Origin of the sequence: Salinicola aestuarinus, assembly GCF_003206645.1 — a bacterium.
GTDB lineage: Bacteria > Pseudomonadota > Gammaproteobacteria > Pseudomonadales > Halomonadaceae > Salinicola > Salinicola aestuarinus.
This window is the reverse complement of sequence record NZ_PZJP01000006.1, coordinates 38,019-55,016: the sequence shown is the minus strand read 5'-3', so window position 1 is coordinate 55,016 and position 16,998 is coordinate 38,019. Positions and strand designations below refer to the sequence as shown.

Here is a 16,998-nt window from a genome sequence, read left to right as displayed (position 1 = left end):
GGTACCGGGGGCCGGCGCGACACCAGCCCCACGGGCGCTCAGCCGAAGGGTGTGGTGCCGACCAGCGAGGAGCCCTGGACCGCATCGCGCAGCGAGTCGACCACGTCCTGGGGAAGCGCCAGGCCGTGATCGAGCGCGTCGCGTCGGCGCGCGAGGGCAGCCTGGCCCGGCAGGCGCACCGGACGTTCGGTGTCGGCGGGGCGTGATGCCTGGCACTGCCGGGCGACGTGGTCGGTCTCGTCGAGGAATGCCTCGGCGCCGCCGAACTTCGACGGGTCGATCACCATCACCATGACGGAGGCCCCCCAGCCGTCCGGCGAATCCTTGCGCCCGAAGCCGGAGAGTGCCGAGGTGAGAGCCTCGACCATCAGCCCCAAGGCAAATCCCTTGTGGCCGAAGGCGAGCTCGCCCAGCGGCAGAATGCTCCCCGGCGGCTCGGCGAAGTAGGCCTCCGGATCGTCGCTGGCCTGACCGTGTCCGGTGAGGATGGCCGGGTGGGGGAGCGTGTCACCGGCGGCGCGGGCCTTGGCAACGGTGCCATTGGTGATCGTCGACATGCTCACGTCGATCAGCAATGGCTGCTCGCGGCCGGGAATGCCGATCGCCAGTGGATTGGGCGTATAGACCCGATCCAGGCCGCCGAATGGCGCCACCGACGCCACCGCAGGATCCGAGGTCAGGATCAGCGGGATCAGGTTCGCCTCGACCAGTGGCTGCAGATAGCCCGCCAGGCAGGCGATATGGTGCGACCGCTTGAGGCTTACCATGCCGATACCGAAGGTGGCAGCCGCCTCCCGGCACTGATCGAGCGCGCGCTGAACCAGGTAGGGGCCGAGTAGATAGTGGCCATCGTAGAGCGCCGCCACCGCGCTCGTCTGGGTTATCTCGAGGTCGCCGGGATCGCCGCTGGCGTGACCCGCGGCGAGATCCTTGAGGTAGCCATTGGCGAGCTTGGTGCCGTGGGTGTGGTGGCCGAGCAGATCGCCTTCGACCAGCACGCGGGCGGTGACCTCGGCGACCTCGGTGTCGGCGCCACCTTCGACGAAGAGGGTCTTGAGCATCTCGCGCAGTGCAATCGGATCATGGCGTGTCATGAGAAACCTCGGTCTTGGGGCTGCGTAGCCGTCGGTAGCCCTTGAGCAGCGTCGGCAGCAGCCAGACGAGAATCACCAGCGCGCCGAGCCCGGCACTGATGGGACGCTCGAAGAAAGCGAGCAGATCGCCGTTGGATTTGAGCATCGAACTCATGAAGCTGTTCTCCAGCGTGCCGCCCAGCACCAGTCCTAGGATGGCCGGCGCCATCGGGAAGTCATTGCGTGCCAGCACATAGGCCGCCATGCCGATGAGCAGCATGATCCAGATGTCGGTGACCGCGTTATTGATGGCGAAGGCCCCGACGATGCAGAACATCAGGATGACCGGCATCAGTATCTTGCGCGGTGTGAGGATGAACACCTTGGAGGCGCGGATCGCCATATAACCGAGCGGCAGCATGATCAGGTTGGCGACGAAGAACACCGTGAACAGCGCATAGACCTGGCCGCCGCCTTCCATGAAGATCGTCGGCCCCGGATTCATGCCTTTCATGTAGAGCACGCCGATGACGATGGCGGTGATGGTATCGCCGGGGATGCCGAAGACCAGCGCTGGCACCCAGGCACCGCTGATCCCCGAGTTGTTGGCCGAGCTCGCATCGACGATGCCCTCGATATGGCCGGTGCCGTACTTGTCCTTCTGCTTCGAGCGGCTCTTGCCCAGCGCGTAGGCTATCCAGGCGGCGATGTCGGCGCCAGCGCCCGGCAGCGCACCGATCAGCGTGCCCAGCGAGCTGCCCCGCAGCACGTTGCGCCAGTAGGCACGCAGATGACGCGGTGCTTCACGGAACACACTGTCCTTGGCCATGGCCGGCACGCTGCGCGCCTCGTCCCGGGAGGCGTAGAAGCCCATGATCTCGTTGAGGGCGAACATGCCGATCATCACCGGGATGAAGTTGATCCCGGCCATCAGGTCCGGCACGCCGAAGGTGAAGCGCGGCGCGCCGCTCATCATGTCGAGCCCGACGGTAGAGAGCAGCAGCCCCACGAGCAGCGACAAGAAGGCTTTCAGCCGCGAGCCGATGGCAATGAAGATCGAGCTGCTCAGACCCAGCAGCGCCAGCCAGAAGTACTCGAACGAACTGAATTTGAGCGCGACCTCGGCGAGCGACGGCGACACGAAAACCAGTACCAGCGTGCCGAACAGCCCGCCGATCACCGAGCAGACGAGGTTCGTGCCCAGGGTCTCCCGCGCACGGCCCTGCAGGGCCAGGCGGTGGGATTCGCCGACATAGGCCGCGGAAGCGGGCGTGCCGGGGATATTGAGATAAGTGCCGGGAATGTCGCCGGCGAAGATTGCCATTGCCGAGGTCGCGACGATTGCGGCGATCGCCGGCGTGGCATCCATGTAGAAGGTGATCGGTACCAGTAGCGCCACCGCCATGGTGGCGGTGAGGCCGGGAATGGCGCCGACGAAGAGACCGAAGGTCGCGGCCGCGACGATCACCAGCATCGTCTGAGCGTTGAAGACCATGGCTAGGCCCTGCAGGAATGCATCCATTGGCGATCACCCGGCGAGTGTGAGTTGTGGGAGAAGGACGCCTTCCGGCAGCGGAATCAGCAGATACTGCGAGAAGAGCCAGACGATGGCGCCGGAAACGACAGCAGCGACGACCAACGACAGCCAGAGCCTGGCGCCGCGCATCTGCATCAACACCAGCATCGAAATCGCCATGCAGAGCATCGCCCCGAGCGTCTCGGCGGCAACGATGTAGAAGACGATCAGGGCGCAGGGGACCAGCGACACCAGCAGGCCCCGTATGTCATAGCGCCCCGTCAGGCCACGAGTGTCGCGTGACGCGGCGCGCATCGCGGTGAGGTTGGTCAGCGCCAGCAGCGCCCCGCCGAGCATCATGCCGACGCCGATGATCGTCGGAAAAAGCGACGGACCGAACTGAAGCGTCGGCATCGTCGGGTAGGTGCTGGCGACGGCGACGACCACGCCGCCGCCGATCGCGAATAGCAGACCGAGTAGAAAATCCCTCACGATAGGCGGCCTCTCATGGTGTGATGTCCCTGTCGCTCAGCGTTACCGCGACAGCCCGACCTGCTCGACGATCTCGCCGAAGCGTTCGTCCTGCTCGGCCATGAAGTTGCCAAAGTCATCCGCGCCCCGCCACTGGGTGCCAAAGCCCTGACGGGACATGAAGTCCTGATAGGTGGCGCTTTCGTAGGCGGCCTGGATGGCGCTCTCCAGCGTCTCGACGACGTCCGGATCCATGTCCTTCGGTCCGGCGATACCGCGCCATTCACCGATGGTGTAGTCGCTGTCGATCGCTTCCTTCAGGGTCGGTACGTCGGGGAAGGTTTCCAGCCGCTCCGGCGCCATGATCGCCAGACTCTCGACGCGTCCGGCGTCCATCATCGAGCGCGCTTCCGGCACCGAACTCGGCACGATGTCGATGCTGCCGGCGGCCATCTCGGTCATCGCCGGTGCGGCCCCCTGACTGGGAATCCACGACACCCGGTTGGGCTCCATACCCTGGTCGAGCAGGAAACCGGCGAAAGCGAGATGCCAGACGCCGCCCTGACCGGTGCCGGAGGCGTTGTAGGTGCCGGAAGACTCACTCTTGACCTTGTCGACGAGGGTCTCGACCGAGTCGAAGGGGCCGTCGGCGGCGACCTGGATGCCGGCATAGTCGTAGTTGATCTGGGCGATCGGGGTGTAGTCGGCGTAGGTGAGCTGCGTCAGCCCCTGCCAGTGCATCATGTTGATCTCGCCGGTGATCAGACCGAGCGTGTAACCGTCCGGGCGCGCCATCGCCATGGCCGTGTGGCCGACCACGCCACTGCCGCCAGTGCGGTTGACCACGTTGACGGTCTGACCCAGCTCTTCTTCGAGTGCGGCGGCAATGGTGCGCGCGGTGGCGTCGGTGCCACCCCCCGCGGCCCAGGGAACGATCAGCGTGATCGGTTTTTCCGGGTAGTCGGCCAGCGCCGGCAGCGGGGCGACCATCGCCGCGGCGAGGAGCGCAAGCCACGGCGTTTTGAACGAGGGGCGTGTGAGTGAGGCGAACGGCATGGCGAGTCTCCCGGCCCGGGGGCCTTGTCGATTATTTTGCTCGCAAGTGACCGGGTCCTGAGTGGGTCGCGTTCAGGGGTCACAGCGCCACGCCAGCCTAACCCCATTGAGTGGGAGCGTATTTGCTCCAAAAGTCTATGTTGTACTTATTGTGTATATGTTGAACATAGAGGGCCAAGCATCGTGTCGTTGTTTCCACGCTGGGCGATCTCGGTATCGACACTCGCCCTGCGCTGCCCCCATCGCATCACGTTAGGCAATGTGCCAGGAGAGTTTGCATGCGTCTGATCCAGTTTCTTCAGGAGAACCGTCTGACGGTCGGCTGCGTCGAGAGCGACTCGCAGGTCCGTGTCGTCGAGGGGGAGGGAGGTGTCTATGCCCTGGCGCAGCGTGCCATCAGCGAGTCGCGTCCGCTGACCGAGGTCATCGAGGCTGCGCTCAGCGAGACGCGCGTCGATTACGCCGAGCTGGTCGAGCATCGCCGACTGCTGCCCCCGCTGACCCACGTCGATCCGGCGCACTGTCTGGTTACCGGTACCGGGCTTACCCATCTCGGTAGCGCCGACACCCGCTCTGCGATGCACGCAGCGCAGAAGGTCGACGAAAGCGAACTGACCGACTCCATGCGCATGTTCCGCATGGGATTGGAAGCGGGGAAACCGGCGCACGGCAAGGTCGGCCCGCAGCCGGAGTGGTTCTACAAGGGAGACGGCGACTGCGTCGTACCGCCGGAAGCGGATATCCCGTCCCCCGCGTTCGCCCAGGACGCCGGCGAAGAGCCGGAGCTCGCCGGGCTCTATGTCATCGGTGAGGACGGCACGCCATGGCGGGTGGGCTATGCCATCGGCAACGAGTTCTCGGACCACGTGACCGAACGCTTCAACTATCTGTGGCTCGCGCACTCCAAGCTTCGCGCCTGCAGCTTCGGCCCCGAGCTGCTGATCGGCGAACTGCCGGAGAGCCTCGAGGGCACCAGTCGCATCGTCCGCGATGGCCGCGTGCTGTGGGAAAAGCCGTTCGCCACCGGTGAGGCCAACATGGCGCATAGCCTGGCGAATCTCGAACACCACCACTTCAAGTACGACAACTTCCGCCGCGCCGGCGACGTCCACGTCCACTTCTTTGGCACCGCCACGCTGAGCTTTGCCGACAATGTGGTGGTCGAACCCGGTGATCGTTACGAGATCCAGCTCGATGCCTTCGGTCGCACCCTGCGCAACACGCTGACGCTGGCGGATGATCGCGGCTATTCGGCGGCGACAGCCCTTTAGAACCGCCCGGCGTCCCGGCGATCCGGCGATCCGGCGATCCGGCGCAAGGTATTCGGCCCGATACGAACAGAGGCCGAAAGCGACAGACAGAGAGAGCGACGAGCCATGAGTGATCACCCCCGCGTCACCCCCGACCGTCTGCGCTCGCGCTGGTGGTTCGACAACCCGGCGCACGCCGGCACGACCGCGCTGTGCCTCGAGCGCTACATGAACTACGGCATTACGCTGGAGGAGCTCTCCTCCGGTCGGCCGATCATCGGTATCGCCCAGTCCGGCTCGGATCTCACCCCGTGCAATCGCCACCACATCGACCTGGTCGAGCGTACCAAGGCCGGAATCCGTGCCGCCGGTGGCGTACCGTTCGAGTTTCCGCTGCATCCAATCCACGAGAACGTCCGCCGGCCGACGGCGGCACTCGACCGCAATCTCGCCTATCTCGGGCTGGTAGAAGTGCTCCACGGCTACCCGCTGGATGGCGTGGTGCTGACCACCGGCTGCGACAAGACCACGCCGGCGTGCCTGATGGCGGCGGCGACCGCCGATATCCCAGCGATCGTGCTCTCCGGTGGGCCGATGCTCAACGGTTGGCGAGGTGCGGAGCGGGTCGGTTCCGGTACCGTGGTCTGGGAGCTGCGCAAGCGTCTCGCGGTCGGCGAGATCGACTATCCGGAATTTCTCGCGCGTATCGCCGATTCGGCGCCGTCGGTGGGGCACTGCAATACCATGGGCACCGCCTCGACCATGAACTCCATGGCCGAGGCGCTCGGCATGAGCCTGCCCGGCTCGGCGATGATTCCCGCGCCCTACAAGGAGCGGCCGATGGTCGCCTACGCGACCGGGGCGCGGATCGTCGAAATGGTGTGGGAGGACCTGCGCCCGAGCCGCATTCTCACCCGCGAGGCCTTCGAGAACGCCATCGTCGTCTGTTCGGCGCTGGGCGGGTCGAGCAACGCGCCGGTCCATATCAACGCCATCGCCCGCCACGCGGGTGTCGAGATCGACAACGACGACTGGGAACGCCTCGGCCACGCCATTCCGCTGCTCGCCAACGTGATGCCGGCGGGGGCCTACCTTGGCGAGGAGTTCTTCCGCGCCGGTGGCGTACCGGCGGTAGTCAACGAGCTGCTCGGCGCGGGGCGGCTGCACGCCGAGTCGCCCACCGTGAATGGTTCGACCCTTGGCGATAACTGCCGGGGCCACGAGACGCAGGACAGCGACGTCATTCGCCACTTCGACGATCCGCTGGTCGCTTCCGCGGGCTTCATCAATCTCAAGGGCAATCTGTTCGACTCGGCGCTGATGAAGACCAGCGTCATCTCGGCGGCGTTCCGCGCGCGCTATCTCTCCAATCCCGCCGATCCCGAGGCGTTCGAGGGCCGGGTGGCGGTGTTCGATGGCTCAGAGGACTACCACGCTCGCATCGACGACCCGTCGCTCGCTCTCGATGCGGATACGATCCTCGTCATGCGCGGCGCCGGTCCGGTGGGGCATCCCGGCAGCGCCGAGGTGGTCAACATGCAGCCACCGGAAGCGCTGATCAAAAGCGGTATCGACTCGCTGCCGTGTCTGGGAGACGGTCGCCAGTCCGGCACCTCCGGCTCACCGTCGATCTTGAACGCCTCGCCGGAAGCGGCCGCAGGTGGCGCGCTGGCGCTGCTCGAGACCGGCGATCGCCTGCGGGTCGATCTCGGCCGTGGCGAGGTCACGCTGTTGATCGATGAGGCTGAACTCGACGCCCGCCGTACCCGGCTCGAGGCGGCCGGTGGCTATCCCTATCGGGACCATCAGACCCCTTGGCAGGAGATTCAGCGCTCGATGATCGAACCACTGGACCGCGGCATGACGTTGAAACCCGCCACCAAGTACCGCGCCATCGCCTGGGACTTGCCGCGGGACAACCACTGACACGAAGAGGCAACCCCTGCTGGTCGAGCGCATCGACGAGACGCCATCGATCGCCCTACGACAACGCCCCTGNNCAGGGGCGTTGTCGTGTCACGCTGGCAGGGAGCGGCGTCTCGCTGTCTAGAACGTCCCGGGATAGGCGCCGCCATCCAGCAGCACGTTCTGCCCGGTCATGTAGGCGGCCTGCTGGCTGCAGAGAAAGGCGCACAGCGCACCGAACTCTTCAGGGTTACCGAAGCGGCCGGCGGGTATGGCCTCGGCCTGTGCCCGGGAGAACTCCTCGAGGTCGCGGCCGTCCTGTGTCGCTGCGCGCTGCAGATTGTCGCGCAAGCGTTGCGTGTCGAATCGTCCGGGCAGCAGGTTGTTGAGGGTCACATTGCAGCGGGCCAGACTCGACTGCCGAGCGGTGCCGGCGACGAAGCCGGTCAGCCCGCTGCGGGCACCGTTGGAGAGCCCCAGCACGTCGATGGGGGCCTTGACGGCCGAAGAGGTGATGTTGATCACGCGACCGAACCCCCGCGTCGCCATGCCATCGACACAGGCCTGGATCAGGGCGATCGGCGTCAGCATGTTGCCGTCCACCGCGGCGATCCAGTGTTCCCGTGACCAGTCGCGGAAATCCCCCGGCGGTGGGCCGCCATTGTTGTTGACGAGGATGTCGACCTGCGGTGCGGCGGACAGGACGGCCTGTTGCACGCCGGGATCGCCGATGTCACCGGCCACCACCCGGACTTCGACGCTGGCGTCGAGCGCGCGAAGCTCAGCGGCCACTGCCTCCAGCGTCTCCGCTCGGCGGGCGTTGATGACCAGATTGACCCCCTCCTGCGCCAGCGCGAATGCACACCCTTTTCCCAGCCCCTGGCTGGCAGCGCAGACCACGGCCCAGCGGCCGCGAATTCCCAGATCCATGTTGGTTTCCTCGCAATCGTGATGTCGCCGCCGACCGGTAAGCCGCGGTCGATCCTCTGTTGACCGCACGCCACGCCGACGCACTCGCCGGCGTGACATCCCCCAGTATCAGCGAGCGTTCGGCTCTGTGTCTCTCGTTTAGCCGCCGACGCCTGCCTGTCGTTCAGGCGAGGAGGTCGACCGCCATTCGCGTGAGCGCCACCGCGGCCTGGCCGATGAAGCGTTCGTCCGGTTGGTAGTCGGAGTTGTGTAGCCGATCGTCGCGACCTGCCTGGCCCGCCCCCAGATAGATCTGGATCGACGGCATCCGCTCCGAGAAGTAGGAGAAGTCCTCGGCCCCGAAGTCCGACCCCACCTCGACGGTCGCCGGTTTGCCGAACTGGGCGCTCAGGGAGCGTGCGGCCTGATCCACCAGCCCATCGTCGTTCTGGACCGCCGGGGCGCCGCGAACGTACTCGACCTCGGCCTCAAGCTGAAGCGCGGCCGCGCCATGCTGGCAGATACGCCGAAACGCCGCCTCCGCGATGTCCCGCGAGACTTCCGAACGGCAGCGCACCGTGCCTTCGAAGGTGCAGCTATCGGGAATGATGTTCTGACTCTCTCCTCCCTGTATCTGACCGACCGTGAGCACGGCGGACTGCGCGGGATCCATGTTGCGAGAGATCACCGTCTGTAGCTGCGAGATCAGCGAGGCGGCCCCAACGATCGGGTCGATCGCCTGATGCGGACGGGCGGCATGTCCGGAAACGCCGCGTACGGTCACTTTGAACTCATCGCTCGAGGCGGTGCTGGCCCCGCGCAGCAGGCTCACGTTGCCGAAGGGGAGCTGCGGTTGGTTGTGGAAGGCGATCGCCATCGATGCGCCCTCGGCTGCCCCGTCGGCAACCATCGCTTTGGCGCCGCTCTCGAGGGTCTCCTCGGCAGGCTGGAAAATCAGCCGCACCGAACCTTGCAGCTGAGGGGCGAGCTCGCGCAACGCCGTGGCGGCACCGAGCAGCGCGGCGGTGTGGGTGTCATGGCCGCAGGCGTGCATTTTGCCCGGCACCGTGGAGGCAAACGGCAGTCCGGTCCGTTCGGTGATGGGCAGGGCATCCATGTCGGCCCGAAGGATCAGGCAGGGGCCCGGGGCATTGCCAGGGATGTCGGCGACCACGCCGGTCCGACCGATGCCTGTCTTCACGTCAAGGCCCAGTGCCTTTAGCTCCCTTTCGACCAGTGCCGCCGTTCGCACGGTGTCGAAGCCGGTTTCCGGATGGGCGTGAATCTCTCGGCGAATCTCGATCAGTTTGGGCTCGATGGTGTCGACGAGACGCTGGATACGCGAGTCGGTGTTATGGCTGTTATCCGTAGGCATTACCAGGCTCCTTATGATGGCAGTCGCCGCGGCATGGCACGGCGTCCCAGATAGCGAACGTCGATTCTCTCACGAAGCGCTAGCGGGCTTACCCGTAGCAGGTGAGTGTTTTCGACTTTCGTTAATAGTTATACAATCGAATAACAAACAGCATGTACTGCTGGGTTTCGTGTGACAACCCACGGCCAGGGATTCGGCGCCACAAGGTGACTCGAATCCGATATCGGCACGACCATCACAAGGAGATTTCATGGGGAAGGCGGATACCATCGTCGGCGTCTATCTGAGCGATTCGATCGATCTGGAGGCAATCTACGGAGAATCGCTACGGGCCGAGGCCGGGGACGTGGTGCTGCGCCACCCGTCCCAGATTCAGTGCCCCGAGGAGGTTCGCTTTGCGATCTGCTGGCTGCCGGTGGACGACGCGTTCGCCCCCTATCCGAATCTGCAGCTGGCGATGTCCATCGGGGCCGGCGTCGACGCCTTGATGAGTCATCCAGGCTTGGATGAATCGGTACGTATCGCACGAGTGAGAGACCCGCATCAGGCCGACCTGATGGCCGGTTTCGCCGCGCATGAGGTGCTCCATCATGAGCGTGAGTTCGACAGGCTGCGCCGCCAGGCAGAGCGTGCCACCTGGCACCCGCTGCCCATGCGGGCGCCGGCGTCGAGAAGGGTTGCGATCCTCGGGCACGGGACGATGGGGCGGGCCGTGGCTCGCGCCCTGGCGGCGCTGGGCTTCGACGTGCGAGTGGCATGCTCGCGAGCGCCACAGGCGCCGGTTAACGGTGTTCACTACGAGACAGGGCCGGGGGCGGTTGAGGCGGCCGCAACGGACGCCGACTACCTGATTAACGTCCTGCCGCTGACGGCGCAGACCGACAATATTCTCTCCACCGCACTGTTTGCGCGGCTCAGGCCCGGCGCCTGGCTCATTCAGATAGGTCGTGGCGAGCATCTGGTGGAAGAGGATCTGCTCGCGGCGTTGGCAGAGGGTTCGCTGGCCGGCGCGTCGCTCGACGTGTTCCGCGACGAGCCGCTCGGCGCCGATCATCCGTTCTGGTCTCACCCCAAGCTTCGCCTCTCACCGCATATCGCCAGCGACTCCTTGCCGGAGGTGGTCTCGCAGCAGGTGATCGAGAGCGCGCGAGCACTCAGGGACGGTGGCGATCTGGCCCTCGCTGTCGATCGTGCCAGGGGCTACTGAGCCTGGCCGCAACGCGGCCCATTCACTCACATGAGGAGATCAGCGAATCATGCCAGACAACGCAGAGAGTGCAGCGATGATCAGTGACGCCGAGTGGCAGGCGCGTATCGAACTGGCGGCCTGTTATCGGCTGGCCGCCCACTATCGGATGACGGATCTCATCTACACCCACATCACCGCGCGAGTTCCCGGTGAGCAGGATCGATTTCTGATCAATCCCTACGGCTGGCGATGGGAGGAGATAACCGCGTCTTCACTGGTCAAGATCGACGTCGATGGCCACAAGGTCAATGCCGGCGAGGCGCGCGTCAATCCGGCGGGGTTCACCATCCATTCGGCGATTCATCGCGCCAGTCACGACGCGGCGTGGGTCATGCATACGCACACCCGTGCGGGTGTCGCCGTCTCGTCGTTGAAAGACGGCCTGATGCCGCTCAACCAGATCGCATTGCAGTTCTACGGCAATATCGCCTACCACGACTACGAGGGCATCGCGCTCGATCTCGACGAGCGCGAGCGTATCGTGGCGAGTCTCGGCGACAAGCGGGCCCTGGTGTTGCGCAATCACGGCCTGCTGACGACAGGCGCGAGCGCCGCCGAGATGTTCAACAATATGTTCTACCTGGAGCGGGCCTGCGACATCCAGGTCGCCTCCCTGGGCATGGGGCAGGCGCTGGCGCCAGTGCCGGATGCGCTCGCCCGGCACGTGGCGCGACAGTACGTCCAGACCACCCATGAGGAGGGCGATCTGGCGCTCGAGTGGGCGGCGCATCTGCGGACCCTGGAAGCGTTGGATCCCGGTTACAAGGCGTAGCGCGCGAAGGTTCGAGGCGCCGGCCTAGCGAGAAAGCCGGTCCTCGAGCCGCCAGCGCCCGTTGTCTGCCGACGGGCGCTGAACGTCTCCGCGTGCAGTTCGACACCCCAAGGGAGTTGGTTCGACACCCCAAGGGAGTTCAGTTCGACACCTCAAGAGGGTTCAGTTCGATACCCCAGGCGAGTCCCTGTCAACGCGCGTCCCATCGCTGCGCGCTGTCGGCGATTCGCTGACCGCTCGCCGTCGGCAATCGCGGTGCAGAGGGGCCAGGGCGACGCTTTCGAGACGTTGCCCTGGCATCCCGGCCGCGCCTACTGGCCGGTAGGGACCCGGTTTTCCAGCCAGCGCAGGGCCAGGATCAGCAGGCCGCTCAGGCAGAGATAGACGGCGACCAGAAACAGCAGCGGCTCATAGGTCAGGTAGGTCGCTTGCCGCACTTGGGTGATCACGGCGTAGAGGTCGGTCACGGCGATCGTTGCGACAAGCGGCGTCGACTTCAGCTGCAGAATGATCTCACCGGCCAGCGTCGGCAGGGCGCGATGAACCGCGCGCGGGAACCAGACCCGGCGAAAGATTTGCCAGCGCGACATGCCGAATGCCTCGGCGGCCTCGAGCTCGCCGCGCGGTACGCCGGCGAAGGCGCCTCGCATCACTTCCCCCTCGTAGGCGGCGAAAGAGATCGTCAGGGCGAGGAAGCCGTAGGGCCACGCCTGGCGCAGATAGTCCCATGCCCAGCTACCCCGAATCTCCGGGAACTGTGCAAAGACGGCGCCCAGACCGTAATAGAGAAGCCACATCTGGAGCAGCAGCGGTGTGCCTCGTACCGCGGTACAAAACGCGGTCGCGAGCCAGCGCAGCGGCCAGATGCCTCCGACCTGGACCAATCCCAGCGGCAGTGCCAGCAGAAAACCCACGATGACACTCGCGACCAGCATCATCAGCGTCATCAGTAGGCCGTCGCCGAGCTTGGGCAGATACTGAGGCAGCCACGCCCAGTCCATGAGATGAATCGCCATGACCAGGCCAGAGAGCCCCAGCAGCGCCAGTACCACGCGATGCGGCTCTCCCAATATCACCAGAATACGCTTCGGACTCAGCGCGGCAGGGCTTGAGGGCGGGGAGACAATATCGAGTTCGGCCACGGGGTCTCCTTATTGTTGTCGTGCGGATACCAGACCCCGACGGGCCCGGCGCTCCACGCGGCGTAGAATGACGTTAGAGATCAGGGTGAGGGCAAGGTAGAGCGCGCCCGCCGAGAGGAAGAACAGCAGATAGGCACGTGTGGCGCCTGCCGCCTGCCGAGCGGCGAGAGTCAACTCGCTGAACCCGACCACTGCGAGCAGCGCCGTGTCCTTGGTCGCGATCATCCAGAGGTTGGCCATGCCCGGCAGCGCATGCGGCAGCATTGCCGGTAGCGTGACGCGACGCATCACCAGCGAGCCGCGCATGCCGAAGGCGTGGGCCGCTTCGATCTGGCCCGTCGGCACGGCGCGAATGGCGCCGCGAAAGACCTCGGTGGCGTAGGCGCCTTGAACCAGACCTATGACCATGATGCCGGCGCTCAGGCCGTCGATGTCGACGCGGGAGAAGCCTAGTGCGACCGAGGCGCGGCTGAGCAGATCGGTGCCGACGTAGTAGAACAGGAGAATCAGTACCAGCTCGGGGACGGCGCGGATCACCATGGTGTAGATCTCGAGCAGGTCACGGACGACCTTGCCGCCGTAGAGTTTGCCGGCAGCGCCGAAGATGCCGATCACGATCCCAAGGCAGTAGCCGCCGGCGGCGAGTTCGATCGATCGCCAGAAGCCGACCAGCAGGACCCGGCCCCAGCCGGGCGGGTCGTACGCGAGCAGGCCAAAATCGAACACGGTTGTCATGGGGCTGACATCCTTCTAGATCGGGGGGTGAAAAGGCGCGCCATCGCCAATGCGGCTGACGATGGCGGCATGCAGGGCGAGGTCTCACTCGCCGTAGATGCTGACGTCCCCGAAGTAGCGCTGGGAGATGGCTGCATAGGTGCCATCGCTCAGGAGGTCCTCGATCGCCGTATTCACCCGCGACCGCAGTTCGTCGTCTTCCTGACGCAGGCCGACGCCGACCCCTCGGCCGAGAATAGCCGGGTCGGCCTCCACGTTGCCGCGGAACTCGCAGCACGCCTGGCCGAGGTCGGATTCCAGGAAGGGCTGCATGGCCAGGGTATCGCCTAACACGGCATCGATACGCCCAGCGGTCAGATCCTGGAGCTCCTCATCCACCGTCTGGTAGACCTTGATGTCGGCGGCGCTGTCGGCGAAATACCGATTGGCGTAGTTCTCCTGAATGGAGCCGGACTGAACACCCAGGTAGACGCCCTCGACCCCCTCGGGCGTGGGCTCCATGTCGATACCCTTGGCAGCGACGATGCCCGTCGGGGTGTCGTAATACTTCTCCGAGAAGGCGATCTGTTTGGCCCGCTCGGGTGTGATGCCCATCGAGCCGATGATCATGTCGATCTTGCCGGTATTGAGCGCCGGGATGATCCCCTCCCAGGCAAGCGGGACGATCTCGCAGTCGGCCTGCAGACGCTCACAGAGTGCATCGGTGAAATCGATCTCCCAGCCGGACCACTCACCCGACGCACTGGGGCTGTAGAAAGGCGGGTAGGGCTCGGCCGAGATGCCCACCTTGTAGGTGTCGGCAGCCATCGCCGGGGTGATCAGGACGGCGAAAAGAGGAAGGGTAGCGGCTAACGTGCGTTTCATCGTGTCTGGCTCCTGTCGAGACGGGTAACGGGGATCGCGAAATCGGATCGGATAGATGGGGTTCACAGGGCAAAGGCGCCAAGGCAGTCCCGCGCGGCGAGCGTCCCTAGTCGCCGTAGATGTCGAAATCGAAATAGGGGGCCGACAGGCGCTCGAAGGTGCCATCGGCGCGGATGTCGGCGATCGCAACGTTGACCGCTTCCTTGAGGTCCTGGTCGCTCTTGCGCATACCGACGCCGACGCCGTAGCCGAGAATGCTCTGATCGGGCGCCACCGTGCCGCGGAACTCACAGCACGCCTGGCCGCGCTCGGATGTCATGAACGCCTGCATCGCGACGATATCGCCGAGCACGGCATCCAGACGTCCGGCGTCCAGATCCTGGAGTTCCTCGTCGAGCGTCTGGTAGACCTGTAGGTTGGCACTCTCGGCATAGTAGGCGCGGGCGTAATTCTCCTGAATGGAGCCCGACTGCACCCCCAGATAGGCCCCTTCCAGGCTGTCGGCACTGGGCTCGACTTCGCTCTGCTTGAGCGCCAGCAGGCCGGTGGGACTGTGCTTGTACTTGTCGGAGAAGGCGATCTGCTCCTGGCGCTGCGGGGTGATCGCCATCGAGCCGATGATCATGTCGATCTTGCCGGTCTTCAGCGCCGGAATGATGCCTTCCCACGCCAGTGGCACGGTCTCGCACTCGCTGCCCAGCCGCCGACAGAGCTCATCGGCGAAGTCGATCTCCCAGCCCGACCATTCGCCGGATGCATCAGGGCTGTAGTAGGGCGGGTAGGGTTCGGAAGAGATGCCGATGTTGTAGTCGGCGGCGGCAGCGGGCAGCGCGCACAAGGTACTCAGGGAGACGAGGGTAAGGGCGAGGCGATGCGCCCGGCGAGAGGCGGTAGACGCCGTCTGGTTCTGTATCCGTTTCATGGAGTTAAGCAACTGATTTTATGAATTGTTTGAGATGTTCCGAACGTGGTGATTCGAATATCTGGGTGGGACTGCCCTGCTCTTCGATAATCCCGTCACGGAGGAATACGACATGGGTGGCGACATCTCGCGCAAACGCCATCTCGTGAGTGACCAGCAGCATGGTGCGGTGCTCGGCGGCCAGGTCGCGAATCACCGACAGCACTTCGCCGACGAGCTCCGGATCCAGCGCCGACGTCGGTTCGTCGAAGAGCATGGCAAGAGGATCGACGGCGAGCACCCGGGCGATGGCGGCACGCTGCTGTTGTCCCCCCGACAGAAAGCTCGGGTAGGCATCGAGCTTGTCGCCCAGCCCTACCCGGTCGAGCAGCGTGCTGGCGCGGGCCCGGGCTTCCTCGCGCGGCGTCTTGAGGACGTGAACCGGCACTTCCATGACATTCTCGAGTACCGTGCGGTGAGGCCAGAGGTTGAAACTCTGGAACACCATGCCGAGGTGTGCGCGGATGCGCTGGATCTGACGGCGGTCGGCGGGTACCAGGGCCCCATTCTTGCCCGCTCGCATGCGGTAGGGCTCGCCCTGGATCGCGATCTGTCCTGACGTCGGGGTCTCGAGCAGATTGACGCAGCGTAATAGCGTCGATTTACCCGATCCCGAGCCGCCGATGATGGCGACGACATCACCCTGGCGGGCGGTCAACGATATGCCCTTGAGGACATCGACTCCGCCGAATGACTTGTGAAGATCATGAATCTCCACTGCGGATTCCGCAGTTGCCGATTTCGCGGCATCGTTTTGCGGTTGCGTGACAACCCGGGTCGCGGATTGGTGTTGCATAGGGTCTCCCTTTTAGTGGACCTGCCGAGCGCAATAGACCGATTTACTCAGGACCTTGCAGCACGACAGGCGGGGTCTTGCAATCTTTATGTTGTTATACGACAGTATAACAACTGTCGCGAGATTCAAAGGCCACATGCCATTCAGTCGCTTGGCGTCAGTCCCAGAATCCGCGACTCGCAGCCCGGTCCATTCCGAATTCCGGCCGATTCCTTCCTGACTTGATTGAGAACGACGCCATTCATGAGCCGCAAGAATTTCCAGCGCCTTTCTCTTGATGAGCGCCGGCGTAGCCTGCTTGAGGCAACCTTGGAGTGTATCGCAGAGCAGGGCCTGGACGGGGCTTCGGCGCGGCGAATCGCGGAAAAAGCGAACGTGACCGCGGGGCTGATACGGCATTACTTCGGCTCGAAGGACGACATGGTGCTGGCGGCCTACGGCTATCTGGTGGGGCAGATGACCACTCAGGCGGAACAGGCGGCTGCGGACGCCGGCAAGAGCCCGGAAAGGCGGCTGGCCCAGTTCGTCGTTGCCAATGTGACGCCGCCCAACCTATCGGCTCGCAAGGTGTCCCTTTGGGCGACGTTCATTGGCCGGATTCGAGCGACGCCGCGCTACGCCGACATCCACCGCGAGAGCTACCGCGAATTTCTCAGCCTGCTCGAGACGATGGTGCACGCCGTGCTCGCGGCACGACAGCGGCCGGCGCCGCCGGATATCTGTCAGGCGCATGCGATTGCGCTCAACGGTCTCATCGATGGGCTCTGGCTCGAAGGCTCGCTCAGTCACGGCCTTTACAGCATCGACAGGCTGCCCCGAATCGCGCTCGGCGCAGCCGAAGGCATTCTCGCGCTTCCGGCCGGCGATCTTCTGCAATATCTGGATTTTCACGGCGACCCCCTACCCGACAGGAACTGATTTTTC

Annotated in this window: 16 protein-coding genes; 5 read left to right on the top strand and 11 right to left on the bottom strand. The window is 64.8% G+C overall.

All coding sequences use genetic code 11. The features are described 5' to 3' along the window. Positions 1-38: 38 nt before the first annotated feature. The 4 genes from DOM41_RS10010 to DOM41_RS09995 are packed head-to-tail and all read right to left on the bottom strand — an operon-like array spanning position 39 to position 4,050. Entirely contained in the window at positions 39-1,094 is a 1,056-nt protein-coding gene (locus DOM41_RS10010; RefSeq protein WP_110686728.1) for an Ldh family oxidoreductase, read from the bottom strand. Next, positions 1,081-2,595 (bottom strand): tripartite tricarboxylate transporter permease, encoded by a 1,515-nt coding sequence (locus DOM41_RS10005; RefSeq protein ID WP_110686727.1) that lies wholly within the window; start codon positions 2,593-2,595, stop codon positions 1,081-1,083. The genes DOM41_RS10010 and DOM41_RS10005 overlap by 14 nt, the downstream gene beginning before the upstream one ends. Positions 2,596-2,601: 6 nt before the next feature. After that, a complete protein-coding gene (locus DOM41_RS10000) occupies positions 2,602-3,081 on the bottom strand; it encodes a tripartite tricarboxylate transporter TctB family protein (protein WP_110686726.1) in 480 nt (159 codons plus the stop codon). Between the two features lie 42 nt (positions 3,082-3,123). Further along, positions 3,124-4,050 carry a tripartite tricarboxylate transporter substrate binding protein gene (locus DOM41_RS09995; protein ID WP_110686942.1) on the bottom strand — a complete coding sequence of 309 codons (927 nt, stop codon included), beginning with the start codon at positions 4,048-4,050 and terminating at the stop codon, positions 3,124-3,126. Positions 4,051-4,394: 344 nt separating this feature from the next. Between DOM41_RS09995 and araD1 the strand changes: the two genes are divergently transcribed. Further along, positions 4,395-5,387, top strand: a complete 993-nt coding sequence (araD1, locus tag DOM41_RS09990) for an AraD1 family protein (RefSeq protein WP_110686725.1) — start codon at positions 4,395-4,397, stop codon at positions 5,385-5,387. Positions 5,388-5,492: 105 nt separating this feature from the next. Continuing rightward, positions 5,493-7,292 (top strand): IlvD/Edd family dehydratase, encoded by a 1,800-nt coding sequence (locus DOM41_RS09985; protein WP_110686724.1) that lies wholly within the window; start codon positions 5,493-5,495, stop codon positions 7,290-7,292. 120 nt (positions 7,293-7,412) lie between these two features. Here DOM41_RS09985 and DOM41_RS09980 read toward each other — a convergent pair whose 3' ends face one another. Next, positions 7,413-8,201, bottom strand: a complete 789-nt coding sequence (locus DOM41_RS09980; protein WP_110686723.1) for an SDR family oxidoreductase — start codon at positions 8,199-8,201, stop codon at positions 7,413-7,415. A 163-nt stretch (positions 8,202-8,364) separates the two neighbouring features. Continuing rightward, positions 8,365-9,555: a M20 metallopeptidase family protein gene (locus tag DOM41_RS09975; RefSeq protein WP_110686722.1), complete on the bottom strand. Its 1,191-nt coding sequence runs from the start codon at positions 9,553-9,555 to the stop codon at positions 8,365-8,367. Between the two features lie 250 nt (positions 9,556-9,805). Here DOM41_RS09975 and DOM41_RS09970 point away from each other — a divergent pair, with 250 nt between their 5' ends. Both DOM41_RS09970 and DOM41_RS09965 read left to right on the top strand, forming a co-directional pair. Further along, entirely contained in the window at positions 9,806-10,762 is a 957-nt protein-coding gene (locus DOM41_RS09970; RefSeq protein ID WP_110686721.1) for an NAD(P)-dependent oxidoreductase, read from the top strand. A gap of 49 nt (positions 10,763-10,811) precedes the next feature. Then, the gene (locus DOM41_RS09965; protein WP_110686720.1) at positions 10,812-11,576 is read left to right on the top strand and encodes a class II aldolase/adducin family protein; all 765 of its coding nucleotides are present in this window, start codon (positions 10,812-10,814) and stop codon (positions 11,574-11,576) included. 311 nt (positions 11,577-11,887) lie between these two features. Here DOM41_RS09965 and DOM41_RS09960 read toward each other — a convergent pair whose 3' ends face one another. The 5 genes from DOM41_RS09960 to DOM41_RS09940 all read right to left on the bottom strand — a co-directional run bounded on the left by DOM41_RS09960 (position 11,888) and on the right by DOM41_RS09940 (position 16,074). After that, positions 11,888-12,718: an ABC transporter permease gene (locus tag DOM41_RS09960; RefSeq protein ID WP_245391801.1), complete on the bottom strand. Its 831-nt coding sequence runs from the start codon at positions 12,716-12,718 to the stop codon at positions 11,888-11,890. A 9-nt stretch (positions 12,719-12,727) separates the two neighbouring features. Then, on the bottom strand, positions 12,728-13,453 hold the full coding sequence (locus DOM41_RS09955) for an ABC transporter permease (protein WP_110686719.1): 726 nt from the start codon (positions 13,451-13,453) through the stop codon (positions 12,728-12,730). Positions 13,454-13,537: 84 nt separating this feature from the next. Next, positions 13,538-14,317 (bottom strand): transporter substrate-binding domain-containing protein, encoded by a 780-nt coding sequence (locus DOM41_RS09950; protein WP_110686718.1) that lies wholly within the window; start codon positions 14,315-14,317, stop codon positions 13,538-13,540. Positions 14,318-14,423: 106 nt separating this feature from the next. Then, complete coding sequence (locus DOM41_RS09945) at positions 14,424-15,239, bottom strand: transporter substrate-binding domain-containing protein (protein WP_110686717.1); 816 nt, start codon at positions 15,237-15,239, stop codon at positions 14,424-14,426. Positions 15,240-15,243: 4 nt separating this feature from the next. Continuing rightward, positions 15,244-16,074, bottom strand: a complete 831-nt coding sequence (locus DOM41_RS09940; protein WP_110686716.1) for an ABC transporter ATP-binding protein — start codon at positions 16,072-16,074, stop codon at positions 15,244-15,246. A gap of 243 nt (positions 16,075-16,317) precedes the next feature. Here DOM41_RS09940 and DOM41_RS09935 point away from each other — a divergent pair, with 243 nt between their 5' ends. Then, positions 16,318-16,992: a TetR family transcriptional regulator C-terminal domain-containing protein gene (locus DOM41_RS09935; RefSeq protein ID WP_110686715.1), complete on the top strand. Its 675-nt coding sequence runs from the start codon at positions 16,318-16,320 to the stop codon at positions 16,990-16,992. Positions 16,993-16,998: the final 6 nt, after the last annotated feature.